This is a genomic window from Undibacterium sp. TJN25, assembly GCF_049339885.1.
GTDB lineage: Bacteria > Pseudomonadota > Gammaproteobacteria > Burkholderiales > Burkholderiaceae_D > Undibacterium.
In genome coordinates, this window is the sequence record NZ_JBMPPM010000015.1 from 51,951 (window position 1) to 77,543 (window position 25,593).

Below are 25,593 nucleotides of genomic sequence, written 5' to 3' on the forward strand. Positions count from 1 at the left end.
AAAGTAGATATGAAAAGCTTACCAAGGCGGCGCCTGCTGGCGCTCGCCATCACCCAGTTGTTTGCAATGAGTGCAGGCGCAGCATTGGCGCAGGGCGTCGCAAGCGACCTGACGCTGGCAACCGTCACGGTCACCGGAATCAAATCGCCATTGGACCCGCACCTGCCCAACAGCACCGAGAGCATCAGCGCCGACGAATTGCACAATCTGAATTTCGTCAACGTGGAAGATGCGTTGAAATACATGCCTGACATGACCATACGCAAGCGTTATATCGGCGACCGCAATGCATTGATAGGCGGGCGCTCTTTCAGCGAACTGCAGGCGCCGCGCGGCCTGGTGTATGCGGACGGCTACCTGCTGTCGCAATTTCTCGGCCAGTTCAATGCGCCGCGCTGGAACGTGGTGGCGCCGGAAGAGCTGGCGAGGACGGATGTGCTGTACGGGCCTTTTTCTGCGCTGTATCCGGGCAATTCCATCGGCACCACCGTCGTCATGACAACCCGCAAGCCGCAGAAATTCGAAGGCTCCGCCCGGGCCCAGTATTTTACGCAGGACTATAGCGACGCCGGCTTTTCCGGCAGCTACGGCGGCCATCAGGAAAGCGTCTGGCTGGGCAACAAGGCCGGCGACTGGACCTACACGCTGGACGCCAACCGCCTGCAGAATAAAAGCCAGCCGATGCAGTACCTGAGTTTGCAAACCCCGGTCAAGCCTGCGGCCGGTAGTACGGTAACGCCGGTGACGGGCGCGGTGCGGGGACTGGACCCTACCGGCAAGCCCTGGTACCTAGCCGGCCCTATCGGTAGCGCATTGGAAGACGACACGCAGCAGCAAATCAAGCTGAAGCTGGGATATGATTTTTCTCCGGCGCTGTATGCGGAGGTGCTTTACACCTATTGGCACAACGACGCGCGCCGCACTGGCGCCAGCACTTTGCGCGACCCGGCCGGCAATCCTGTGTATGGCGGCAACGTGGCAATCGAAGGCAATGTCTACAGCATTCCGGTCAATTCATTCTCGCCGCAAAACGTGGAAGAGGGGCATGGCATGCTGGGCGCCAAGCTGGTCAGCAGGAACGCTACCGGCTGGAACGCCTCCGCGGTCGGCACGCTGTACGACATCAGCACCGACTTGACCCGCAGCGCCACCGTCGCGCCGCCGCAGGCCTTGCATGGCGGCCCCGGCACGTATGCGGACAATAGCGGCACGGGCTGGCATACGCTGGATCTGCAGGCGACTTATACGCCGGACAAGGACGACGGCCATGCGCTGGCTTTCGGCTACCACAATAACCGCTATGTCCTGCAAAACCGGGCCTACAACACTGCCGACTGGCTGGATGGAGGCGCAGGCAGCAGGCTTTCCGGCTTTTTCGGAAAGACCGGCCTGCAGGCGCTGTTTGCACAGGATAGCTGGAAACTGGCGCCGCAGTGGAACGCGACGCTGGGCCTGCGGTATGAAGATTGGCAGGCCTACGATGGCCGCCGCGAGAATAGTGCTGGCGGCCAGGCTTACGCGGACCGCCGTGCCAGCGCCTGGTCGCCCAAGGCGTCGCTAAGCTATGTCACGGCCAATGACTGGCTGCTGAAAGCATCAATCGGGAAGGGCGTGCGTTTTCCTACCGTATCCGAATTGTTCCAGGGCTCCATTGTCGGCAACTCCATCGTCAACAACAATCCCGGCCTGCGGCCAGAGCGGGCCTTGTCCAAGGAACTCACGGCGGAAAGGGATTTTCGCCTGGGTAAGGCCAGCGGCAGCTACCGCATATCACTGTTTGAGGATGACGTCCGGGACACCATCTATAGCCAGACCAATATCCTGGTCTTCCCTAACGTGACCAATGTGCAGAACATCGACCGGGTGCTGACGCGCGGCCTGGAGTTGTCCGGCAACGCCGGCAATGCCGGCATCAACGGCCTGGACCTGAACGGCAATATCAGTTATGCACATGCACGGATAGAGGAAGACGCCAACAACCCGGCGCTGGTCGGCAAGCAATGGGTCAGGGTGCCGCGTATCCGCGCCAATGCCGTTGCCAGCTACCGCAGCGGCGGGCAGTGGTCCGGCAGCCTGGCGATGCATTATTCAGGCCGCGAATACAGCAACCTGGACAATAGCGATATCAACCCCAACGTCTATGGCGGCACTTCCAGCTATACGACATGGGATACCAAGCTCAGCTATCACATCAGCAGCAAGCTGGATGCTTCCATCGGCATCAATAACCTGACCGACAAAAAATATTATGTCTTCCACCCTTATCCGGGCCGCAGCCTGTTTGGAGAATTACGTGCAAGTTTCTGAGGCTATCGATAAAAAAAGAAGGGCAAGCATAGGCTGGCTGGCGCTGGCCGGCCTGGTGGCGCAATTGCCTGCAACAGTGCTGGCGCATGAAGGCCATGCGCCCGGCAGTGCGATGGGCAAGGGAAAATCCGCAGAACTGGCGAGCTCTGTAGCATTCGACGCTAATGGCGACCTGTGGCTGGCAGGCAAGCATGGCATAGGGGAAGACCAGTACCTCGGCTTGCAGCTGTCACGCGATCTGGGCAAGACCTGGTCCGCGCCGCGCAATATCCAGTCCTTGCCTGAAGAGGTATCCGCAGACGGTGAAAACCGTCCCAAGCTCGCTTTCGGCCCGGGCAATGCAGTGTATATCAGCTATACCAGGCCGTTGTCCAAGCCGTACACCGGTGAAATACGCTTCCTGCGCTCACTCGACGGCGGACAGACTTTTTTACCGGCAATCACCGTGCACGCAAACCGGCAACTGATCACGCACAGGTTTGAATCGATGATCGTGGACCGCAGCGGACGCATTTTTATCGCATGGATTGATAAGCGCGACATGGAGGCAGCGCTGGCGAAGAGGCAGAAGTACGAAGGGGCCGCAGTCTATTATGCGGTGTCGGAAGATTGCGGCGCCAGTTTCAAAGGCGATTTCAAGATTGCCGACCACTCCTGCGAATGCTGCCGTATTGCGCTGGCGTTGAATCCGCAAGGCGAACCGGTAGCCATGTGGCGGCACGTATTTGAGCCAAACAGCCGCGATCATGCGATGCAGGTGCTGCGGCCGGATGGCAAACCTGGAAAGATAAGCCGCGCCACCTTTGACGACTGGCGCGTGGATGCCTGTCCGCATCATGGTCCTTCGCTGGCCTACGGTGCTGACGGCCGGCGTCACCAGACCTGGTTCAATGTAAAGGGCGAGCAGGGCGGCATATTCTATGCAACGGCGGACTCCGGCGGCAGGCTTGGGACACCGGTACAGCTGGGCGCCGCACAGGCCGAACACGCTGACGTGGCAGTCCTTGGCAAGAAGATAGTTATCGTCTGGAAGGAGTTTGACGGCACGGCCACTACGATATTTGCAAAAATATCTTCCGATAATGGAGAAAGCTGGCGGCAAACGGCGCTTGCTGCCACAAAGGGCGCATCCGACCAGCCGCGGCTGGCTGCAAGCGGCAAGAATATTCACCTGGTCTGGCGCACATCGGCAGACGGCATATTGTCGGTAAGCGCGACAACTGGGGAGACGTGAATGGGCAAATTTCGCTTAATACTGGCGTCCGCGCTGTTTGCCTTTGGAATGCAGGCTTCGGTTCTCCATGCCGCGTCGCCGCTGCCTACCGTCGGCGCGTTCGGCCCCGACAGCCTCCGGCATATTCTTGATTCGCACCGTGGCCAGCCCTTCGTGCTGGTGCTATGGTCGCTGGATTGCACTTATTGCCAGGCCAGCATGGCAACGCTGGCAAAGACAAAAAATGCAAATCGACATTTGCAAGTGGTGACGTTGCTGACGGAGCAGGCTCAAGAACAAAAAGCGGTAAAGTTGATGTATGACAAACTTGGCAAGTTACAGACTGGCGCGGGAAACTGGGCTTTCGACGCCACACCGCCTGAGCAACTAAGGTATACGGTAGACCCAGCGTGGCATGGTGAACTGCCACGCAGCTATTGGTATCACGCCGACGGCAGCCGTACTGCCTACTCTGGTGTGATAACAGCGTCGGTGATACAGAAAATGCAGGCAAAAGACAAGGAGATGGGGTCGCGTAGCGAATGATTTCGATTGAAGGAGCTCCTGAAATAGGTCTCCTGTGCAATTGTTGACTATGTTTAACAATTTACATGCGGTTAAGTTTGGATACACTAAGATACAATCAGCCAACTATTGTTACATGCTGACTGGTAAATATCTTGGATATTGTTGAACACAAAAGACCGTTGATTGCACAATTGAATCCCTTGGGGCCAATCAGGCAAATGTCATTCGGTGTCAGCCGTTTTGCTTCCGACTTTTCCTGGGCTTACCGCACAGCCTTTCCTACGCGCACTGTCAGCTATGACAAGCGAGGACGTTTTGTACTGCGCACGCTGATGAACCTGCAACCCAGTGCACATTGGTTCCGGTATCTGAAAAACAGTTATCTGAATGATATTGCTGTTAAAGAGCCTAGCCTGGTCGAAGCAGTTCACCGCCCATTTTTTGACAGAAATATTACCGCTACCAAGCGTGCATGGCTGATGAGGGGGCATTTTGAATTGTTCCAGACCCTGTTCGGTGCGCGTCAAGCCAGCGAGGCAATGGCCGGCGGCCGCATCACGCTATGCCGGATTGCGGGGAAAAGCGATGAAAACATAGAGATCAGCATGTGCCGCAGCGAAACCTTCAAGCGGGAGGGCGGCGCGACACTGGAACTAAGTGTCAATAACGTCGCTTTGTTGTGGCTGACATTCAGCCTGGTCAAGCCGGAGCACGAAGTGATGATCAAGGTTGGCGGCATACAGTGCAAGGTAGGCGATTGCCGCGACCTGGTCCGGGATGCGACCCATGCGCTGCACGGCATACAGCCGAGGCTGCTGCTGATAGAGGCCTTGCGCGCCGTCGCTGGCCTGGTAGGTTGCACCAAGATCGAATGCATCAGCAAGGAAAACCACATTTACAGGTCCTGGCGCTATCGCTCGAAGAAGACTATCCACGCGGAATACGACCAGTTATGGAAACTGGCCGGCGGCGTGGAAAACTCCAACGGCAATTTCGACATTCCTTGCCATGTAGAAGAAACGCCGATAGAAGACAGGCCATCCAAAAAACGTGCCGAGTACCGCAGGCGCGCGAGCTTGCTGGACGGCATGCGCCAGCAAATCCATGGCGGAGTAGCCAATGCCAGCCAGGTCCATGGCGCGCACGAAGTAATGTAATTTGCTGCCTGGATGCAGCCATGCTCCCATCCCTACGGCCGCTTTATCCAGCGGCCGTATTCATTCAGCCGGCTGTTACGCCGGCGCGCCCAGGATGACGCTGGACGCCTTGAACATTGCCGTTGCCGCCATACCGACAGCAAGGCCCAGGCTGACGCTGCTCTCATTGGTGATGATGGCAGCGACAGCGCCGCCGCCCGGTAGATCAATGACAACCTCGGTATTCACAGCACCCGGCAAGAGCCGTGAAACGGTGCCTGCCAGGCGATTGCGGGCCGAAAACCTAACACCCTGGTCATCCGTCATCACAATGATGGACGACGCCTTTACCAGCGCGAACGCCGTACTTCCTGCCGCGAGGCCCAGGGCGGCAGTACTGTCACGCGTAATGGTGGCAACGATTTTGTGACCGCCCGCGACTTCCAGCTCTACTTCATCATTCACCGCACCCTGTTTTATCTGCGATACCTTGCCCGTAAATTGATTGCGTGCGCTGGTTTTCATCGTTTCTCCTGGTAATGTATTGATAGAGCGATAGAGGTCGACTTTGTATCGTGCCTCGTATGCCGGACAGCAGCTTGTTCCGCAGCCTCAGCGCATGATATTGCAGAACATGGCTGCGGAGTATGGCCCGGCTGTATTTTTGCCATCATTTTCCAGGCCTTTGCCTTGCTTGCCGGAAGGCAAATTCCTGTTGCTCCTATCAAGATGCGGCTATTTAGAAGCCGCTTGTTCAAATTATCTCGGACTTTTCTGCAGACTTTGTTAATATTCGCTATATTCCAATGTATATAGCGGCGGAGAATACGATGATGAATCAGGCATACGCAACAGAGGATGACTGCTACCGGCAAGTTGCCTGGGAGGAGGCCGGCTTGCCATCGGGCTTCGCACAGCAGGAAGCTGGGCTTGAAGGCATGCTCGTCTCTGAAGAAATTGCCGCGTTGAAGCGCGCGTTTTCGGTAGATATCTTCAAGCTGCTGGCAGAAAAGGAAGCGATGGAAGACCGCTTCCGCGCTGCCGAGGCAAAAATGTCGGCAGAGCTGGCCTTGCAGCGCGAGCTGTCTGCCAGTCTCCATGCCGAGCTCGAACATGCTGGCTTAAGATCGTCGATGGAGAGGGACAGGTATCTGGCCGATACCCGCGAACTGAAAAATCAGCTGGACAGCCTGCGCAAACGGAATAACGTGCTCGAAAACCTGCCGGACGCGCTCGTTGCTGAAAAATGAAATCATTGCGGGGCAAGCGGTTCCCGCGCCATCAGGATGCAGTCTGGCCTGTCATAGCGATCAGGATGCTGATATTGGGATGTTCTTCAAAGGGCGCCAACTGAGCTGCGCTTGCACCTGAGTCGGTGATCAGCGTCCACGGACGATCCAGCGGCGTCCATGCCTGCTGGCCCGCAAAGCCCAGCTTGGAAGCGTCGGCCAGCACAAAAATTTCTGCTGCCTGGCCCATCATCTTTTCCTTTAATGCCGCCTGCTCCTGGGTTGCCTCGCATAAACCCATGCCCGCCACAAGGCCGTCTGCACCGAGAAAAACCTTGTCCGCCGTCATGCGGCTGAGCGACAGTTCCGTCAGCGGGCCTATCGTTCCCATGCTCATCTTGCGCAGGCTGCCGCCCAGCAGCGTCAGGGCGATTTCCGGTTCGTCGGAAAGCGTTGCCAGCACCGATATATTGTTGGTGATGACATGCAGCTTGCGGTGGCCGCATAGCTGCCGCGCTAATGCCGCCGTGGTCGTCCCCGCGTCGAGAATCAGCGTGTCACCCTCGCTGACCTGCAAGGCGGCCAGCTGCGCAATCGCCTCTTTCTGCGCCCGCTGAATGTGCATGCGCTCACCGAGCGACGATTCCCGCCGGTCTTCGCGCATCAGCGCAGCGCCGCCATAAGTCCTCACCACATGCCCGCCGTTAGCCAGTTCTGCCAGATCGCGGCGTATCGTCGATTCCGACACGCCGAAATGCAGGCTCAGCGCTTCCACATTGGCGTCTCCGCTGGAGATGATTCCCAGTATGGTCTGACGCCGTTTTTCGGTTTTATTAATGGCCATGGGTAATGATGACTACGATAGGTGATTCGATGGGCGTAATTTACACGATACGGCTTCCAAAATAAAATGCCACACGAGACGTGTGGCATTTTGCGCGCAAAAACAGGCAGTCCGGCTAGCGGTTCAGGCCCTGCGGGTCGCTAGCGCAATGGCCTGGCGCAATGCTTCCAGCATGCTGCCTTCGTCGGCAACGCCTTTGCCGGCAATGTCGAATGCGGTGCCGTGGTCCACCGATGTGCGGATGACAGGCAGGCCGACCGTGATATTGACGCCGGCTTCCAGCCCCATGACCTTGACCGGCCCGTGGCCCTGGTCGTGATACATGGCCACCACCAGGTCGAAGTCGCCGCGGGCCGCGCGGAAAAATAGTGTATCGGCGGGCAGGGGGCCTTCCACCAGACGGCCGAGAGCTTGCTGCGATTGCACTGCGGGGATGATTTTTTCTTCTTCCTCGCCGCAGCCGAACAGACCGTTTTCACCGGCGTGCGGATTGATGCCGCATACGCCGATGCGCGGATTGGCAATGCCCGACTTGACCAGCGTATCGTAGCCGCGGGCAATGGTCCGTTCCACCAGGCCGGGTTCAATCTTCCTGATCGCGTCCAGCAGGCCGATGTGCGTGGTCACGTGGATGACCCGCAGATTGGGCGCAACCAGCATCATCGACACTTCCGGCGTGCCGGTCAGCTTGGCCAGCATTTCGGTATGGCCGGGAAAGAGATGGCCGCCCGCGTGCAAGGCTTCCTTGTTGAGCGGCGCCGTGCAGATGGCGTCTATCTTCTGGCTGACAGCCAGCTCCACGGCGCGCTCGATATAGCAGTAGGCCGCGTGGCCGCACAGCGGGGACAGCTTGCCGAAAGGGTAGTGCGGCGGGATCAGGCCGAGGTCGATGCATTCGACGACGCCATGCCGGTAGGTGGCGGATTCTACGCCGTCGATTGCCTGCACCGTCAGTTTGCTGCCGAGTATTTCGCCGGCTTCACGCAGGCGGGTGGCATCGCCTATGACCAGCGGTCTGCAGCGTTCATACAGGTCGCTGGCTGCAAGGCTTTTCATGATGATTTCCGGCCCGACGCCGGCAGCGTCGCCCATGGTGATGGCAATGATAGGGAGGTACATTTGAAGGCCTTTTGCGATTTTTATGAAATGGTGCGAATCAGCAGGTAAATCCGGTAGCCGGATTGTGCCTTTCCTGATTCAGAATAGGTGTTGGAAATCATTGTTCCCTCATCGTCCGCAAAGCCGCATGGCAGCGGAAAAGCGTATCCAGCGAGCCGAAAGCGCCGGCCTTGGTGATGACCGTTACCGGCCGCGCACCATCTGCGACGGAGAGCGGTACGCCGGGTTCTATTTCACCGATGAGACGCAGCCGGGTTGCGCCCATTGCAGACAATATCGCGCGCGCGGTTTCTCCGCCGGTGGAGACGATCGCGCCAATTTGGCTGGCCAGCGGCGCGATCATCTGCGCCAGCGCCTGGCATAGCTGCAAGCCTTCGGCCATATCTACGGGGCCCTCCATGCCTATCATTACCAGGACGTCGCGTTTAGCCTTCAGCGACGCCGCCAGTGTACTACGCAGCTCCGCCCAGCGGCTGTGCGATGCTCCTTGCCGCAATACGCCGGCAGGTACATCAACCCGCTCGGTCTGCCCCTTGGAGAACAAATATTCCGCCTGGGAGCGGGAGATGCCGGAAAGACTGCCGACCACGGTCAGGATGGAGCCGCCGGTAGGCGCCGATACAAGCGCAGCCTGTCTGGCTGCCGATGTTTCCACCTGCGTAGCAAGCAGTTCGCGGGCAGCCGCAGGCAATTGGTTCGCCAGGCCGGCGGAGCCGACCCAGAATCTCGGCATAACCAGTGCAATGGATGCCTGCGCGATGGCCTGCAGGTCTTGGTCCGTGGTGGCGTCACATACCACTGCCTGCACGCCATCCTTGGCGCAGTTCTCGAACAGGCTGCGCAGGTGCGGTGCGCCTTGCCGTATTTCATCAATGCCTATTGATGCGGTGCGGATGCCGTGGTGGGCCAGCATGCCGGGAATATGCGCGGTGCCGGCAATGCCTTCGCCGTGCCATATCTCGGTTTTTTCCAGGGGAGTATCGTTCAGGTACTGATGGCCGTTCCGCGTAAAGCGGCCGGCCTGCGGGAAGGCGGGCGCAACGATAGCCATTCCCGCTTCGTGGACAAGGGACGCAAGCTCTTCGGCAAAATTGCCACGCAGTGTAGAATCGATCTTTTTATACAGCAACTGGCCCGTTGCGCGGTAGCGCCTGTATATGTCAACGTGCGTCCGCGCTGCCTCGGCTCCCGGCAAGCGCCGGGTATCCGCATCAATCGAGATGACCTTTGCCGAGCCTGCGCCGGCAACGCCCTGTTCTGCGTGAGCGTCTATCACGACCAGCGTTTCCAGGCCGGACTTGACAAACGCACTGGCGCAATCGGCCGCGCCGGACAGGTCATCTGCAATGATCAATACTTGTGCCATGCGATTATCCTTGCCTCGCTGCGGTGCCAGCTGCCTCGGCGTCGCGCGTTTCCGCTGGCGCGCCTTTATGCTTGGCGACCCACGCAGTCAGCAGCGGCACAAGGATGGACGTCACCACGACGCAGGCCGCGACGGTGATGGTTGCCGACTTGGCTGCATCGGTATATACCGGATTGGCTGCCGCAATGATGGCAGGCACTGTCGCCGCATTGCCGGCGGTGCTGGCGGCTGCAACCCCGGCGACCCCGGTGCCTCCTGTCAGGCGGTCCACCAGGAACAGCGGAATGCCGCTGACGACGACTACAGCGACACCTATGCCCAGGCCCAGCAAGCCGGCTTGCCAGACCTTGTTCAGGTCAAGTCCTGCGCCAAGCGCGAAGGCGAAGAAGGGCAGCATGACGGGCACGGCCTTGCTGAGGAAATCGCGCATTTCACGGTCAAAATGTCCGAGCAGCATGCCAAAGACCAGCGGCAAAATGCTACCGACCAGCGTAGGCCAGGGAAAGGCCGACAAGCCTGCGACGCCCAGCGTCACCATGGTCAGGAAAGGGCCGGACTCCACGGACATCACTGAGTAGGCGCCGACATCTTCCGGTTTGCCGTATTGACCCATCAGCGCCATGTATAAGCCACCGTTGGTGTCGTTCATCGCGGCGACAATCGCCAGCGTCGACAGCCCGGCAAACATGCCGCCGGATATCGGGGCCTCGCCGAGAAAGTGGCCGAAAATAATGCCCAGCGCAATGCCCAGGCTGATTTTGACGGCAAACAGCGATCCGCCTTTTTTCAGGATATAGGGGGTGGCCTTCAGGTTGATGCTGGCGCCCATGCACACATAAAAGACTGCAAGGATAGGCAATGCCCCGGTGAATAATGCGCCGGTAAAAGAGCCGAAGAATTTAGGCGTGGCCGGGAAAAAGCTTGTAATGATTGCGCCCAGCAACAGCGGCACGATCATCATGCCGCCGGGAATACGGTCCAGCGTCCGTTTGATAGGTATCTGCATTTTGTCTCCACCTTATAAATGAATGATTTTCCATAAATGAAATGCTTACTCTGAGCATTTCATCGGTTGAAGTATATTCATTTTGCTTAAAAATGCAATAAACACGCAGAAATAATTTTGAAAATGCGCTTTGTGCGTGTTTTATGACTGCAGGAGCAAGCAAAAATGCAAGATGTACGCAAAAGCTGTGAATGTTGTTATCTCAGTCATTTTGGCGGATCAGGATCAGCCGCAACACCGCAATCGCCACGGCTGTTAGCCGTTATAGGCATAGATGATTTTTCTGATTTCCAGGATAAGTATACAAATTCCTATCCGCCAATCCGCCCATGCGCAACAAAACTCGCAGGCTTTGAGAGCGCGATATTAATTTCTTGCTCAAGCTGCGAATCTATTTGAAATAACGAGCCCATATTTGTTCAAGTAGTCCGCGATTTCGTGGGACTTCACGGTATTTGTATTGTCGTCTGAGCCTTCCAGCAAGATCGGCGTTTGCCGCCACTGCTTTAGTTGCCGCGGCCGGTTCGCACGGATTCGCAGTCGTTTTTTTCACCAATACTGAAGCCGCAGCGAGAATGTTGTTCTCGGACGATAATAGTAGGACCGCTTACAGTTTAACTACCGTTTGACTATCTTCCACCTTATTTGAATGTTTTGCAGCGACAACTCCATGAAAAAGATTGGCTTTCTCTCCTTTGGTCACTGGACCAATTCCACACAATCACGGGCACGGTCAGCGGCTGATGTTCTTTTGCAATCCATCGACCTGGCGGTCGCCGCCGAAGACCTTGGTGCAGACGGCGCTTTCTTTCGTGTGCACCATTTCGCCCAGCAGCTGGCGTCCCCGTTTCCATTGCTTGCAGCAGTCGGAGCGAAGACCAGCACGATCGAAATTGGAACCGGTGTTATCGACATGCGTTATGAGAACCCGCTATATATGGCGGAAAGCGCCGGAGCAGCCGATCTGATTTCCGGCGGACGGCTGCAGTTGGGTATTAGCCGCGGGTCCGGAGAGCAAGTTGAAGAAGGATGGCGCTACTTTGGGTACGCTCCCGATGAGGGAGAAACGCATGCCGATCTGGCGCGCCGCCACACGGAAGTTTTTTATGAGGTATTACAGGGCCAAGGTTTCGCGAAGCCGAATCCAAGGCCGATGTTTCCAAATCCGCCCGGCCTTCTCAGGGTGGAGCCGTATTCGGAGACTCTTCGCGACCGAATCTGGTGGGGTTCAGCGTCCAATGCAACTGCAGTCTGGGCGGCAAATATGGGCATGAACCTCCAGACCTCGACATTGAAGAACGACGAAACGGGAAGGCCGCTGCATATTCAGCAAGCGGAACAGATCCGTGCCTACCGTGAGGCATGGAAAGAAGCGGGGCATGCGCGGGAGCCGCGCGTGTCTGTCAGCCGCAGCATCTTCGCACTGGTGAACGAGCAGGACCGGATGTATTTTGGCCGGGGCGCGCAGAGCGAAGATACTATCGGATTCCTGGATGAAAACATCCGGGCGGTTTTTGGCCGAAACTACGCCGCAGAACCGGACGTCCTCATAGAGGAACTGGCAAAGGATGAGGCTATTGCCGATGCCGATACCCTGCTGCTGACGGTTCCTAATCAATTGGGCGTGGACTATTGCGCACACGTTATCGAATCGATTCTCAAACACGTCGCTCCCGCCCTGGGCTGGCGTTAGCGCTGCGACATATCTCCCTGCGCGAGCGCGAAAGATAAATCAGCGGCTTGATGTCGGGCTTAACCAGCCAATGCCGGCGGTGAGGGCCTGAAATACCGGCATGGCCTGTAGCCTCGCTTGTATCCCCAGCGCCGCATTATCTGGATGCCAGGCCATTCCTGTCATACGCCCGGCTTTTCACCACCTGAAATGCAGAAAACAACGTCTGCCTCAGCCATACGTTGGCGGGGTCCAGGTGGGCGCTGCGGTTCCAGTACATGTTGGCCTGGAAGGTCGGCGGCACAAACGGCAAGCCTATCTGGCGGATACGGCCTGTGCCGGCAAAGAAATCGGCCAGCGCCTGCGGCACGGTGGCGATCATGTCGGTCTGGGCGATGATCATCGGCAGGCTCATGAAGTGCGGTGTTCTCAGTGCGATGGAACGGTGTATGCGTTTGCTGGCAAGGAATTCATCGAAGACTTCGTGATTGCGCCCCGGCGCCTCAACGGCGACGTGCTGCATGCTGGTGAATTGCTCCATGCTGAGGCGGGCTGCATCCAACGGATGGCCGGCGCGGATAATGCAGGCATGCGAATGCCGGCCGATGCGTCGGTATAGGAATCGCTGGGTTTTGATATCCGGGAAATAGCCGGCGGCCAGGTCCACCGCGCCTTCATCCATCGCTTCGTGCAACTGGCTGGGTGGCAAGGATACCGAGCGCAAGGAAATGCCGGGTGCCGTTTCACTGATCTTTTGCATCGCCAGCGGCATATAGATGGTTTCGCCGACATCCGACATTGCAATCGTGAATTCCCGTTTGGCAGTTTCAGGGTAAAACTTTTGCTCCGCCAGCACGCTTGTCTTGATCGATTCGACAATGCTGCGCACCGGCTCGTACAGGCTGCGTGCGCGCAAAGTGGGCTCCATGCCCTTGGCGGATTTGATAAAAAGCGGGTCTTCCAGGATTTTTCTCAATCTGGCGAGTGCCGTGCTGAGGCCGGGCTGGCTCATGTCCAGCAACTGAGCGGCCTGGTTGACGCTACGCGTTTCATAGACGGCGAGGAAGATTCTCAGCAGGTTCAGGTCGAGGTTTTGCATGATCGTCATCTTGATTTGCGATATTGAAGATAAAGAGTATCGCATTGCATGATTACTGGCAATCGCCTATTCTCGTTTCAAACAAGAGACAAGGCTTGACCATAATATGCAATCCGACCACCTCATCGTCACCGTTTCCGCCATCCGGCAGCTCGCCAGCCAGGTCCATTTGTTTGAGTTGCAGCCGGTGGACGGCCATTCTTTGCCTGCCTATGAGCCGGGCGCCCATATCGACATCAGCCTCGCTGCGGGGCTGGCACGCCAGTATTCGCTGGTGGCGCCGTATCAGGCCGGCCAGCCTTATCTGATCGCCGTCAAGCGTGCCGTGCAAAGCCGGGGCGGATCGCACTTCATGCACGACACGCTGCGAGTGGGCCAGCAAGTGCATATCCAGGCACCGCGAAATAATTTTGCGCTGCACGCCGATGCAGGCCATTCGGTGCTGATCGCCGGCGGCATAGGCATTACGCCGGTGTGGTGCATGGCCCAGGCACTGGAGCGCTCCGGCAGATCGTGGGAGATGCACTATGCGGTGCGTACCCGTGGCGATGCGGCCTTCCTGCCTGAGTTGCAGGCGCTTGGCGGCCGCGCCCGGCTGCATGTGGATGACGAAAGCGGTGGACCGCTGGATATCCAGGCAATTGAGTCGGCGGCGCCGCAAGACAGCCACTTCTATTGCTGCGGTCCGGCGCCCATGCTGGACGCTTTTGAACAGGCCTGTGCTGCGCGTTCGGCGCATCAGGTTCATCTGGAGCGTTTCGGTCCTGTCGAACTGGCGGCGGGCAAGGAGCAAGCCTTGCTGGTGCGTCTGGCCCGTTCCGGTAAAGAACTGCAAGTCGATCCGCAGACCAGCATCCTGGATGCCTTGCTGAACGCAGGCATTGATGTGCCCAATTCCTGCCAGGCAGGCGTCTGCGGCGCTTGTGAAACCCGCGTGCTGTCCGGGATTCCAGACCACAGGGACCAGATATTGACGGAGCGTGAGCGCAGCGCCAACCAGGTCATGATGGTCTGCTGCTCGCGCAGCCTGTCCGATAGCCTGACGCTGGATCTGTAAGAGCTGGACTCGTGAGCCTGCAACACGCCATCTAAAAACCATATTTCACGCCTACCTACGAGGGAAAGAGACATGCTGAAGAACGAAGACAATATCCTGCTGACCCGGACCGGGCCGGACGCCGCCATGGGCAAGCTGATGCGCTGCTTCTGGATACCTGCGATGACGCTGACGGAAGTGCCCGCCGCCGATGAGCCGCCGGTAAGGCTACGCCTGCTGGGCGAAGACCTGGTGGTATACCGAGATACCAAGGGACGTGTCGGCGCGCTGGAAGAGCGTTGTCCGCACCGCGGCGCCAGCCTGTTCTTCGGCCGCAATGAAGAGTGCGGCCTGCGCTGTGTGTATCACGGCTGGAAGTTCGACGTTTCGGGAGAATGCCTGGATATGCCGAATGAGCCGCCAGACAGTCCGATGAAGACCCGTGTCAGGGCCAGGGCATTTCCTGCCAGGGAGGCGGGCGGCATACTGTGGCTCTACATGGGAGAGGGCGAAGCACCTATGCTGCCCGATTTTGAATGGCTGGGCGTGCCGGAAACGCATCGCTATGTGTCTCGCTGGGAGCAGGAATGCAATTATGCGCAGGCAATGGAGGGCGAACTGGACGGCGCCCACGTCAGTTTCCTGCACCGCCTGGTCAACGCCGTGGATGACGATGAACGCGCATTGACTGGAAGCTATTTCCGGGACGATACGGCGCCCAAATGGCTGATCCAGGATACCGACAGCGGCTTCATCGCCGGCAATGCGAGGTTTGTCGCCGACCAGAAAAGCTACTGGCGCCTGAATCAGTTCCTGCTGCCTTTTTATACGATGATACCGCCGCGTCCTGGCGACGCGCTGCTGACACGGATGTGGGTGCCCAAGGATGATGAGCACTGCTGGGTCATCTGCGTCACTTTCCGGCCCGACCAGGCAATCGGCGAAGCGGAACGCCAGGCATGGAAAGATGGGGAGAATTCGCATCGCAAGGTAGAGCCGGGAACGACCCGGCCCACGGAGCGGCTGGACAACGATTACCTGATGGACCGTGTTGAGCAAAAAACGATCACCTTTACCGGCATCAAGGGCATCCGCGCGCAGGATGCAATGGTGACTGAGACCGCTGGCGCCATTGCGGACCGCAGCAAGGAGCACCTCGGCACCAGCGACAGGGCGGTAGTCGCGATGCGCCGCCGGCTCATCAACGAGGCGCGCGCCTATGCGGAGGACGGCAAACCACCGCCGGCGGCGCAGGGCGGCGCCTTGTATCGCATACGCGCTACCTCCGGCGTGTTGCCGCGGGAGCAGAAGCCGGAAGACTCCGCCGAACTGATGGCATCTTCCAGGGTTCCCGGCAACTAGGCTGCCCTACATGAAGTGCAATTAAAAAAGCGGCACGAACCGCAACAAGGAGACGTTGGATGGAAACTCAAAGCAATGCAGCTGCGGCAAACGTGGTGAACGGAATACCGGCAGACGATGCTGCGCAGTTCGGGGACAAGACCGTCTCCAAGGTGGCGCAGCGCCTGATGTGGTTCCTGATGGCGCTGTATTTCTGCGCCATCATGGATCGCGGCAACGTGTCGTTCGCCGCGTTGTCGATGAACCGCGAGATAGGCCTGACGCCGCAGATGTTCGGCATGGGCATAGGCGTCATGTACATTACCTATTCGCTGTTCGAGATACCCAGCAACCTGTTCCTGGGGCGCTACGGCGCCCGGGCGACGCTGACCAGGATTGCTATCCTGTGGGGCGTTGCCACCATGCTGATGGCCTTGGCGCAAGGCCCCGCAAGCTTTTACACATTGCGCGCACTTCTGGGTGCGGCCGAAGCCGGCCTGTTCCCCGGCGTGATGCTGTACCTTAGTCTGTGGTTCCCGCGCGCCTACCTGGCTCGCTACAATGCGATGTTCAGCTATGCAGTGCCGCTTTCGTATATGTGTTCGTCACTGATCTCCGGCGCCATCCTGAACATGGATGGCATGCTGGGCCTGCAGGGCTGGAAGTGGCTGTTCATCCTGGAGGGCATCCCGGCGGTAGCGCTGGGCATCTTCGGCATACGCTATCTGACCAACCGGCCCAAAGAGGCCGAATGGCTGACGGAATCAGAAAAGGCCTGGCTGGAAAACCAGATCGAGCCCGGCAACAACGGGCACAAGGTGATAGGCGGCCATAGCCTGATGGCCACGCTGGCCAACCCCATCGTGCTGGCGCTGGGCCTGTGCAACTTCGGCTTGTTCTTCGGTCTGGCTTCACTGCCGTACTGGCTGCCGCAAATCATCAAGGGTTTTCATCTGAGTAATGTGCAGATCGGCGTGGTCAGCGCCTTGCCGCCGCTGGCTGGCCTGATCGGCATGATTTTCTTGAGCCGCTATTCAGACCGCACCGGCAAACGCTTTACCAATACGGCAACGACGCTTTTCATTGCAGCGGCCGGGTTTGCGATTGTTGCCTTTGCCGAAGGTGCGCCGCTGACCATTCTTGGCTTCATGGTCGCCAATATCGGTGTATATGCGACGCAGGCTATTTTCTGGACGATACCGCAGACTTACCTGTCCAAACAGACGGCTCCCGGCGCATTCGGCGCCATTGGCATGATGGGCAGCGCGGGCGGCGCCATTGTGCCGATGGCCATCGGCTTCCTGAAGGATTTCACGCATAGCTTCACGGCAGGTTTCCTGATGGTGGCCTTTGTGCTGGCTTCGGCCGGCGCCATCATTCTCATTTGCCGGGCTTCCATTACCCGTGGAGGACCGTCCACCTAATGCAGGTATCCATTCCCATATAAGCATCCATCCGCCGCCGGCAGCGTTGCCGCCGCCTTGCATTGATAGCAGCGGTAAAAGCGTTTGTCCGCGGCAGGTCAACAAAAATAACTATCATCGGAGAACAGACATGTGGTCAGCGTATTTTCAATCCATCAGCATTGCTAAAAGGCTGGGAGTGCTTATTGTCGGCGCGGTGCTCGGCATTGTCGTACTGACCGGAATATTCCTGGTCTCTGAAAGGCAGTTGATCCTGGAAGAAAGGCAGAGCAATGTGCGGCAGGTCGTGGAATCTGCTTCCGGCATCCTGGAGTATTACAATGGGCTGGCAGTCAAAGGAGTGATGCCGGAGAGCGAGGCCAAGCAAAGGGCCGTGGAGACGATCAAGGGCCTGCGCTACAGCGGCAAGGAATTTTTCTGGATCAACGACCTGCATCCGACGATGGTGATGCATCCGATCAAGCCCGAGCTGAACGGCAAGGACCTGACAAATTATGCCGATGTCAACGGCAAGCACTTCTTCTCGGCGATGGCCGATGTGGTCAGGAGCAGCGGCAGTGGATTTGTCTACTATGTCGCAGCCAAGCAGGGCAGTGATGCTCCAGTGGAAAAAGTGTCCTACGCCAAGGGGTTTGCACCTTGGGGCTGGATGATAGGCTCAGGCGTTTACCTGGATAACGTAGAAGCAACCATCTGGGGACGCGTGCGTCAGTTTTCCATCGCCGCGCTGGTGCTGGCAGGTATATTGCTGGCCATAGGCCTGGGCATCGCACGCGGCTTGCTGGCTCAGCTGGGCCACGAGCCCGGCTATACGGCAGACATTGCCCGTTCGATTGCCGCTGGCGACTTGAGCACGCCCATCCAGCTGAAAAAAAATGACCGTTCCAGCCTGCTGTACACCATCAAGGCCATGCGAGACAGCATCAGCAGCATCGTCAGCCAGGTGCGTTCCGGCTCCGATACCATCAGCATGGCGTCCACGGAAATTGCGGCGGGCAATATGGACCTGTCTTCGCGCACAGAATCGCAGGCCAGTTCGCTGGAAGAAACTGCCGCGTCGATGGAAGAGCTTACTGCCACGGTCAAGCAGAATGCCGGCAACGCAGACCATGCAAACCAGCTGGCCCTATCGGCTTCCACCGTGGCCGTTCGGGGCGGCAATGTGGTGTCGCAGGTGGTGGAGACCATGGGTTCCATCAATGACTCGGCGAAGAAGATAGTCGACATCATCGGCGTCATCGACGGCATCGCTTTCCAGACCAATATTTTGGCGCTGAACGCAGCGGTAGAGGCGGCGCGCGCAGGCGAGCAGGGCAGGGGATTTGCCGTGGTGGCGTCCGAAGTGCGCAACCTGGCCCAGCGTTCAGCCGGCGCAGCGAAGGAAATCAAGGGCCTGATCGGCGATTCGGTAGAGAAAGTCAATGCCGGCAGCAAGCTGGTGGACCAGGCCGGCAGCACGATGGCCGAGGTCGTGGAAAGCATACGCCGCGTAACCGACATCATGGCAGAGATTACCGCCGCCAGCCATGAACAGACGACCGGCATAGAACATGTCAACCGCGCCATCACCGAAATGGACAATGTGACGCAGCAGAATGCAGCACTGGTGGAACAGGCAGCCGCTGCTGCCGGGTCGTTGCAGGAGCAGGCTGGCGCGCTGTCGCAGGTCGTTAATATTTTCAAGCTGGATGTTGCTGCCGCAGTTGCTGAACACGCGCAGCCTCCGCTCGCCTCTGCGGGGCCGCGTCGCGCGTTAAGGGCGACACCAGGTGCCCACCCTGCAGCTGTACTCCCTGCTGCGAGACGGCCCGCGACGAAGAACAAACTCCTCAGCTAAGCCCGGCCCGTCTTTCCACATGCTGGCAATGCCGTAGTCCTCGGCAGTTTTTGCCGGTTCCGGCGGCGGGCATGCTAACTGGCATGCTCGTCTACCGACCATATCTCTGGCTCTTCCTGAGCCTGTCTCTGCTTATCACATGACGCTGTCTTCGCCTGCCGGTGCCGGTCCTACAGAAGCGGCCATGGATGCCAGTTAGGCATGTCTAAATATTATTTCGCAAAGTTTCTAAAAGAGTCGTAATGTAAGTTTAAGTAAATTTATGTCATCTTTTCGTAACATTATGTATCTATACTTCGCCGCAAAGAGGGTGTAACACCTCTTCAAACGCGAACTCAGCCACCTGCCGGCGGAGATTAGCCCGTATTCAACCAAATCCTGGAAATCAACGATATGTCCAATCTGCCTCAGCCCGGTCGCCGTCAGGCACTTAAATTCTTGGCCGGTGTGCCCATGCTGCCCCTGGGCGCCGTCGCGTCCTCTTCCTTGCTGTCAGCCTGCGGCGGCAGCGATGCAGTTGCAGTCGCGCCAACCGTTCCTGTTGCCGCCAAATATGTGTCCGCTTCGTTTGCCTCCATGACTGCGCCAACGCTGGCTACGCCGGCCGCAATGGCAACGACCACGCTGGGCTCCACATTGAACGTGCTGTTGAGCGATAACACCAAGATTAGCTACAAGCTGGCATACCAGCCTTTTTTCATCACCGGCGACCTGGTTCCCGATGGCAAAGGCGGTACGATATTGAGCGGCGGCTATGTAGACATCAACAACAAGCCCATCATCGACAAATCGGTGGCAGGCAAGGAGCGCCAGTTCTTCTCCGATTCTCCTGACGGTACCTCGCTGCTGGCGCTGGCCAATCCGACGGTGCCCGGCATCAAGGGCAAGGCGGTATTTGCCGTGGTGCAGTTCGAATACACGACACGTGACCAGAGCGGCGCCGACACTTACGGCCGGCTGCCTTCGCCTATCGCCATCCTGACGCTGGACCAGGACCAGACCACCGGCAAACTGAGCCTGGTGAAATACCATAACGTGGATACGTCCAGCGCACACGGCCTGTGGATCACCTGCGGCGCCAGCCTGTCCCCTTGGAACACGCATCTGTCCAGCGAAGAGTACGAGCCGGACGCAAGCTCCATCGCGAACAATGCCCAGTTCAAGGCCTACAGCAAAAACGTATTCGGCGACGAAACGACCGCCAATCCTTACCACTACGGCCACCTGCCGGAGGTTACCGTTAATCCTGACGGCACCGGCTCGATCAAGAAGCACTATTGCATGGGCCGCATCTCCCATGAGCTGATCCAGGTCATGCCGGATAATCGCACTGCATTGATGGGCGACGACTACACCAATGGCGGCCTGTTCATGTTCGTGGCAGATAAAGAAAAGGACCTGTCCGCCGGCACCTTGTATGTCGCCAAGCTCAGCGCGGGTTTCTCCGTGGACCCTGCAGCCGCAGGCGCCAAGCTGAGCTGGATCAATCTCGGCCATGCCACCAGCGCAGAAATCGAGAACCTGGCCAATACACTGAAAGCATCGGACATCCTGACCGTGGCAACTACCGATCCGGCTGATACTACCTACACCAAAGTATTTGCCGACGGCGTTGCCAACTGGGTCAAGATCAAACCGGGCATGGAAAAAGCGGCCGCCTTCCTGGAAACCCACCGCTACGCAGGCATCAAGGGCGCCAGCATGGGCTTCACCAAACTGGAAGGCACGACTGTCAACATCAAGGACAAGATCGCCTACTCCGCGCTGCAAAACATCCAGGATTCGATGGTTAAAAACGGCAAGGGCTGGTCGGAAGCAAGCAATATCGCGCTCGACAAACAGCTGAAAGCCGGCGGTGTCTTTGCGCACACGCTGACTGCCGGACAGAAGGACCTGGACGGCAACGCCATCAACAGCGAATGGGTGCCGGTACAGACCAAGGCACTGCTGGTGGGCGAAGACATCGCTGCCGACGCGTTGGGTAATCTGGCCAATCCGGACAAGATCGCCAATCCGGATAACCTGAAATTCTCGGAAAAAATGCGCACGCTGTTTATCGGTGAGGACAGCGGTACGCACGTGAACAATTTCCTGTGGGCGTACAACGTCGACACCAAGGAACTGGCACGCATCATGTCCATCCCCGCAGGCGGCGAATCCACGGGCTTGCATGCAGTGGATGAGATCAACGGCTGGACTTACATCATGGCCAACTTCCAGCATCCGGGCGACTGGAACTCGCTGCACGCCAAAGTGCAGACAACGCTGGACCCGCTGGTACGCGCCAACTACAAAGACCGCTACGGCGCGGCAGTCGGTTACCTGACTGCCGACACCGCAAGCATCAAACTGGCTGCAAAGGCATAAGCATGGTGGCTTAAGCCAGGTTGCATGGCTTAAAACGGAGGGCAAGGTGAAAACCTTGCCCTTTTTTATTGTCCGGCGGCGTTTGTCAAATGCCTGTGCCGAAGCACGCCCGCACTAATCATCTCGTCTATGTACGCTATGCGAACAAAAATACCCATTCCGTTGACGCCGATTCCTGTCGGCTTCTACACTGCAAACGCATTGGGACGGCAACTGCTGACAGCTGCTGCGTCCATAGAAAATCAACATCAACAAATGGTTATCGAGATGAATACAAGCACGCTGCATGATATGCGGGACAGAGGCGGCCGGAATGACAGGAGTTGGACGGACGACCTGACCCGCATCCCTTACTGGATCTACCAGGACAAGACGGTGTATGACGATGAGCAGCAAAAGATTTTCTCCGGCCCCACCTGGAGCTATCTGTGCCTGGATGCAGAGATCCCGAACAAAGGGGATTTTCGCACCACCTTCATTGGTGAGATGCCGGTCATTGTCGTACGCGGCGAAGACGAAGAAATCTATTCCTTTGAAAACCGCTGCGCCCACCGCGGCGCACTCATTGCGCTGGAAGACGGCGGCAACGCCGAGGATTTTACCTGCGTCTATCATGCGTGGCGCTACGACCTAGAAGGCAACCTGAAAGGTGTCGCCTTCCAGAATGGCGTCAACGGCAAGGGCGGCATGCCTGAAACTTTCTGCATGGAAGATCACGGTCCGCGCAAGCTGCGCACTGCCGTAGTGTGCGGCCTGGTATTCGGCAGCCTGCATGACGATGTGCGGCCGATCGAAGAATACCTTGGCGATGAAATCCTCAGCCGTATCGAGCGTGTGATGCACAAACCGGTAGAGGTGACAGGCCGCTTCAAGCAGATGCTGTCGAATAACTGGAAGCTCTATATAGAGAACGTGAAAGATTCTTATCACGCCAGCCTGCTGCATGTGTTCTTTACCACCTTTCGCATCAACCGCCTGTCACAGCGTGGCGGCGTCATTGTCAGTCAAGACGGCGGCAACCATGTGAGCTTTTCGGCCATCGATCCGGCGGAGGCGCAGAGCGCCGAATACAGCGCGGAGAAGCTGCGTTCCGACAAGGATGATTACCGCTTGGCGGATCCAACCATGCTGGACGGCATCGACGAATTCGGCGATGGCGTGACCTTGCAGATATTGTCGGTCTTCCCTGGCTTTGTGCTGCAGCAAATCCAGAATTGCCTGGCTATCCGGCAGGTATTGCCTAAGGGGCAGGAAAGCACGGAACTGAACTGGACCTATTTCGGCTTTACGGATGACACCCCGCAACTGCGCCGCATGCGCCATCGGCAATCCAACCTGGTCGGCGCTGCAGGCTTTGTGTCGATGGAAGACGGCGCCGTCGGCGGTTTTGTGCAAAGGGGCGTTACGCAGGCAACGGAAGAAAAAGCCATAGTCGCCATGGGTGGCGCAGGCACGGAAAGCGTCAGCTACCGGGCAACGGAAACCTCGGTGCGAGGCTTCTGGAAGGCTTACCGTAATTACATGGGATTTTGATGATGGCAACAGAGATCACTTACGAGCAATTGAATGTACTCAATGCCAGGTATGCGCAATGCATAGACGACGACCGGCTGGAGCAATGGCCGGATTTTTTCCTGGACGACTGTCTGTACAAGATCACCAATGCAGAAAACCATCGCCAGGGCATGGCGGCCGGCATTGTGTATGCGGATTCGAAAGGCATGCTGCAGGACCGGGTCAGTGCGCTGCGCGAAGCCAACGTCTATGAGCGCCAGTCTTACCGGCATATTGTCAGCATGCCGGTAATCGGCGAACCAGTACAGGGCCGCGTTTCTGTGGAAACGGCGTTTCTGGTGGTGCGTATCATGCGCGGTGGAAAAACGGATCTGTTTGCGACCGGGAAGTATGTGGACCAGGTGGCGCAGGATGCATCTGGTGCGCTGAAGTTTGCCGAGCGCATCGTTATCTGCGACAGCATCAGCATCGACACGCTGCTGGCAATCCCGCTGTGATTCTGGTGGCGACCCGATGAAAAAAGAAAGAATAGCGATCGCCATCGGCGATCCCAACGGCATAGGCCCGGAAATCGCCGTCAAGGCTGCCATCAACTTTATCGGCAGTGATATCCAGCCGGTACTGGTTGGTGACGAACAGGTGTTGCGTCATTATGTGCAGCAGCACGCGGCACGCATACCGCTTTGGCCGCTGACGGAAGCCGGCGGCACCAGCAATATCGGTGAGTCCGGCCGTGACTGGATACTCTATGCGCCGGTAGCATCGCTTCCTTCGGATCGCTTTGCTCCCGGCGAGGTGGATGCAGAGGCGGGCAGGGCAACGGTTGCCTATGTGCGGGAAGCCGTACGACTGGCACAGGCCGGCGAAGTGGCTGCAATAGTCGGTTGTCCGCATTCGGAAACGGCAGTCAACAGCGCCGGCATCCCATTCTCCGGCTACCCGGGCCTGATCGCGCAACTTACGCATACGCCACAGGATCAGGTATTCCTGATGCTGGCGGCAGCCGGCTTGCGCATTGCGCATGTCACTCTGCATGAGAGTGTGCGGGATGCGCTGGCGCGCCTGACTGTGGATCTGGTCGTCAAGGCCGGCGTGGCAGCGGCGTGCGCGACGCGCAGGCTGGGCGTGGACAATGTACGGCTGGCTGTATTCGGTATCAATCCACACTCGGGCGAGGATGGCCTGTTCGGCGATGATGACGAACGCATCACCAAGCCTGCGGTGGCGCAATTGCGCACACTGGGCATTGCTGCCGACGGCCCGGCGGGCGCGGATCTGCTGCTAGGACAGCGCCGGCATGACGTCTATCTCGCCATCTTCCATGACCAGGGGCATATCCCGGTCAAGCTGCTGAGCCCTTTGCGGGCCAGTGCGCTGACGATAGGCACTGAAGTGCTGTTCAGTAGTGTCGGCCATGGCAGTGCTTTCGACATCGCGGGCCGTGGTATTGCCGATCCCGTGTCCGTCATTGAAACAGTCAACCTGCTGCGCCAGGCAGTGCAGCGCGGGAGCAGAACATGAGTTTTACCGTGCACGTTGCACAATCGGACATCAGCTTCAGCTGTGCCGCCGGGACTACCATCCTGGATGCGGCCAAAGCGGCAGGATATGACATGCCGTATTCATGCCGTACGGGCATTTGCGGCAGCTGCAAGGGCCGCATAGTGGAAGGCGACGTGGAAGCGCCGGCATCGATGGAGGGTATCAGCAGGGAAGAGCGCGAGTCCGGCTGCACGCTGTTTTGCCAGGCAAAGCCTGTATCGGACGTCCAGATTGCTCCGCGTTCCATCAGCAAGCTGGACCCGAATGCGCACAAACTGGTGAAGGCCAAGGTCTATCGCGTGACGCGGGCTGCCGATGATGTATCGCTGCTGCAGTTACGATTTCCCGCCGGCACCAAGATAAAGTTCAAGGCGGGCCAGTATTTGCAGGTGCTGCTGGAGGACGGTGCGCGACGCAGTTTCTCAATGGCGAATCCCCCGCAGCAAAGCGATGGTGTGCAATTGCATATTCGCCACCTGGCCGGCGGCAGGTTTTCGTCTTATTTGGAGTCTGGCGCCAACGCAGGCGACATCGTCAGCCTGGAGATGGCGTTCGGCGATTTTTACCTGCGTGAAGACAGCGACAAGCCCATCGTTTTTGTTGCCAGCGGCACCGGTTTTGCACCGATAAAGTCGATACTGGAAGATGTTTTCAAGCGCAAGCTGACAACCCGATCCATGGTGCTGTACTGGGGCGGCAGGCGCAGCAAGGACCTGTATCTGTCCGAGCTGGCCGCGCAGTGGGCGCAGAGCCAGCCCAATTTCAGCTTTGTGCCGGTCTTGTCGGAGCCGGAAGACGGCTGGACCGGCCGAACCGGCTTTGTCCACCATGCGGTGATGCAGGACCTGCCGTCGCTGCTTGGACACGAAATCTATGCCTGCGGCGTACCCGCAATGATCAATGCAGCGCGCCGCGATTTTGTCGACAAATGTGGCTTGCCGACGGACGCCTTCTTTTGCGATGCCTTTGTCAGCACCGATACCGCAGTATCGGGCTGAAACGGGGGACGGCG

20 protein-coding genes and 1 pseudogene are annotated in these 25,593 nt (G+C 58.1%); 15 read left to right on the forward strand and 6 right to left on the reverse strand.

The window, feature by feature from the left end; translation table 11 throughout:
* Positions 1 to 9: 9 nt before the first annotated feature.
* From ACO0LO_RS26540 to ACO0LO_RS26555, 4 genes are all read left to right on the forward strand, one after another.
* Positions 10 to 2,307 (forward strand): TonB-dependent receptor, encoded by a 2,298-nt coding sequence (locus ACO0LO_RS26540; RefSeq protein WP_422969119.1) that lies wholly within the window; start codon positions 10 to 12, stop codon positions 2,305 to 2,307.
* Positions 2,294 to 3,541, forward strand: coding sequence for a sialidase family protein (locus ACO0LO_RS26545; RefSeq protein ID WP_422969121.1), 1,248 nt, complete (start codon positions 2,294 to 2,296; stop codon positions 3,539 to 3,541). The genes ACO0LO_RS26540 and ACO0LO_RS26545 overlap by 14 nt, the downstream gene beginning before the upstream one ends.
* Positions 3,542 to 4,066 (forward strand): hypothetical protein, encoded by a 525-nt coding sequence (locus ACO0LO_RS26550; protein ID WP_422969123.1) that lies wholly within the window; start codon positions 3,542 to 3,544, stop codon positions 4,064 to 4,066.
* Between the two features lie 200 nt (positions 4,067 to 4,266).
* A complete protein-coding gene (locus ACO0LO_RS26555) occupies positions 4,267 to 5,205 on the forward strand; it encodes a VirK/YbjX family protein (RefSeq protein ID WP_422969125.1) in 939 nt (312 codons plus the stop codon).
* A 75-nt stretch (positions 5,206 to 5,280) separates the two neighbouring features.
* On the opposite strand, the pseudogene ACO0LO_RS26560 reads toward ACO0LO_RS26555, so the two are convergent.
* Positions 5,281 to 5,709: pseudogene (locus ACO0LO_RS26560) on the reverse strand (TOBE domain-containing protein); the annotation flags it as partial.
* A gap of 305 nt (positions 5,710 to 6,014) precedes the next feature.
* Between ACO0LO_RS26560 and ACO0LO_RS26565 the strand changes: the two are divergent.
* On the forward strand, positions 6,015 to 6,434 hold the full coding sequence (locus tag ACO0LO_RS26565; protein ID WP_422969127.1) for a hypothetical protein: 420 nt from the start codon (positions 6,015 to 6,017) through the stop codon (positions 6,432 to 6,434).
* A 31-nt stretch (positions 6,435 to 6,465) separates the two neighbouring features.
* Here ACO0LO_RS26565 and ACO0LO_RS26570 read toward each other — a convergent pair whose 3' ends face one another.
* The 4 genes from ACO0LO_RS26570 to ACO0LO_RS26585 all read right to left on the reverse strand — a co-directional run bounded on the left by ACO0LO_RS26570 (position 6,466) and on the right by ACO0LO_RS26585 (position 10,748).
* Positions 6,466 to 7,257, reverse strand: a complete 792-nt coding sequence (locus ACO0LO_RS26570) for a DeoR/GlpR family DNA-binding transcription regulator (RefSeq protein ID WP_422969128.1) — start codon at positions 7,255 to 7,257, stop codon at positions 6,466 to 6,468.
* Positions 7,258 to 7,380: 123 nt separating this feature from the next.
* Positions 7,381 to 8,376 carry a 4-hydroxythreonine-4-phosphate dehydrogenase PdxA gene (gene pdxA, locus ACO0LO_RS26575; RefSeq protein ID WP_422969130.1) on the reverse strand — a complete coding sequence of 332 codons (996 nt, stop codon included), beginning with the start codon at positions 8,374 to 8,376 and terminating at the stop codon, positions 7,381 to 7,383.
* Positions 8,377 to 8,473: 97 nt separating this feature from the next.
* A complete protein-coding gene (locus tag ACO0LO_RS26580; RefSeq protein WP_422969132.1) occupies positions 8,474 to 9,742 on the reverse strand; it encodes a four-carbon acid sugar kinase family protein in 1,269 nt (422 codons plus the stop codon).
* Positions 9,743 to 9,746: 4 nt separating this feature from the next.
* Complete coding sequence (locus tag ACO0LO_RS26585) at positions 9,747 to 10,748, reverse strand: 2-keto-3-deoxygluconate permease (RefSeq protein WP_422969134.1); 1,002 nt, start codon at positions 10,746 to 10,748, stop codon at positions 9,747 to 9,749.
* A gap of 670 nt (positions 10,749 to 11,418) precedes the next feature.
* On the opposite strand from ACO0LO_RS26585, the gene ACO0LO_RS26590 reads away from it, so the two are divergent.
* Positions 11,419 to 12,441: an LLM class flavin-dependent oxidoreductase gene (locus ACO0LO_RS26590; protein ID WP_422969136.1), complete on the forward strand. Its 1,023-nt coding sequence runs from the start codon at positions 11,419 to 11,421 to the stop codon at positions 12,439 to 12,441.
* Positions 12,442 to 12,577: 136 nt separating this feature from the next.
* Here the strand turns inward: ACO0LO_RS26590 and ACO0LO_RS26595 are convergent, their stop codons facing one another.
* Positions 12,578 to 13,528 carry a LysR family transcriptional regulator gene (locus ACO0LO_RS26595; protein WP_422969138.1) on the reverse strand — a complete coding sequence of 317 codons (951 nt, stop codon included), beginning with the start codon at positions 13,526 to 13,528 and terminating at the stop codon, positions 12,578 to 12,580.
* 97 nt (positions 13,529 to 13,625) lie between these two features.
* Here ACO0LO_RS26595 and ACO0LO_RS26600 point away from each other — a divergent pair, with 97 nt between their 5' ends.
* From ACO0LO_RS26600 to ACO0LO_RS26640, 9 genes are all read left to right on the forward strand, one after another.
* Positions 13,626 to 14,576, forward strand: a complete 951-nt coding sequence (locus ACO0LO_RS26600) for a PDR/VanB family oxidoreductase (RefSeq protein WP_422969139.1) — start codon at positions 13,626 to 13,628, stop codon at positions 14,574 to 14,576.
* A 72-nt stretch (positions 14,577 to 14,648) separates the two neighbouring features.
* A complete protein-coding gene (locus tag ACO0LO_RS26605; RefSeq protein WP_422969141.1) occupies positions 14,649 to 15,917 on the forward strand; it encodes a Rieske 2Fe-2S domain-containing protein in 1,269 nt (422 codons plus the stop codon).
* Between the two features lie 59 nt (positions 15,918 to 15,976).
* Positions 15,977 to 17,320 carry an MFS transporter gene (locus ACO0LO_RS26610; RefSeq protein WP_422969143.1) on the forward strand — a complete coding sequence of 448 codons (1,344 nt, stop codon included), beginning with the start codon at positions 15,977 to 15,979 and terminating at the stop codon, positions 17,318 to 17,320.
* 130 nt (positions 17,321 to 17,450) lie between these two features.
* Positions 17,451 to 19,157 (forward strand): methyl-accepting chemotaxis protein, encoded by a 1,707-nt coding sequence (locus tag ACO0LO_RS26615; RefSeq protein WP_422969145.1) that lies wholly within the window; start codon positions 17,451 to 17,453, stop codon positions 19,155 to 19,157.
* Positions 19,158 to 19,550: 393 nt separating this feature from the next.
* Positions 19,551 to 21,524, forward strand: a complete 1,974-nt coding sequence (locus ACO0LO_RS26620) for a PhoX family protein (protein ID WP_422969147.1) — start codon at positions 19,551 to 19,553, stop codon at positions 21,522 to 21,524.
* A gap of 291 nt (positions 21,525 to 21,815) precedes the next feature.
* Positions 21,816 to 23,057 carry an aromatic ring-hydroxylating oxygenase subunit alpha gene (locus ACO0LO_RS26625; protein ID WP_422969208.1) on the forward strand — a complete coding sequence of 414 codons (1,242 nt, stop codon included), beginning with the start codon at positions 21,816 to 21,818 and terminating at the stop codon, positions 23,055 to 23,057.
* 2 nt (positions 23,058 to 23,059) lie between these two features.
* The gene (locus ACO0LO_RS26630; protein ID WP_422969210.1) at positions 23,060 to 23,536 is read left to right on the forward strand and encodes an aromatic-ring-hydroxylating dioxygenase subunit beta; all 477 of its coding nucleotides are present in this window, start codon (positions 23,060 to 23,062) and stop codon (positions 23,534 to 23,536) included.
* Between the two features lie 16 nt (positions 23,537 to 23,552).
* Positions 23,553 to 24,560 carry a PdxA family dehydrogenase gene (locus ACO0LO_RS26635; RefSeq protein ID WP_422969149.1) on the forward strand — a complete coding sequence of 336 codons (1,008 nt, stop codon included), beginning with the start codon at positions 23,553 to 23,555 and terminating at the stop codon, positions 24,558 to 24,560.
* Positions 24,557 to 25,579 (forward strand): CDP-6-deoxy-delta-3,4-glucoseen reductase, encoded by a 1,023-nt coding sequence (locus tag ACO0LO_RS26640; RefSeq protein WP_422969151.1) that lies wholly within the window; start codon positions 24,557 to 24,559, stop codon positions 25,577 to 25,579. The genes ACO0LO_RS26635 and ACO0LO_RS26640 overlap by 4 nt, the downstream gene beginning before the upstream one ends.
* Positions 25,580 to 25,593: the final 14 nt, after the last annotated feature.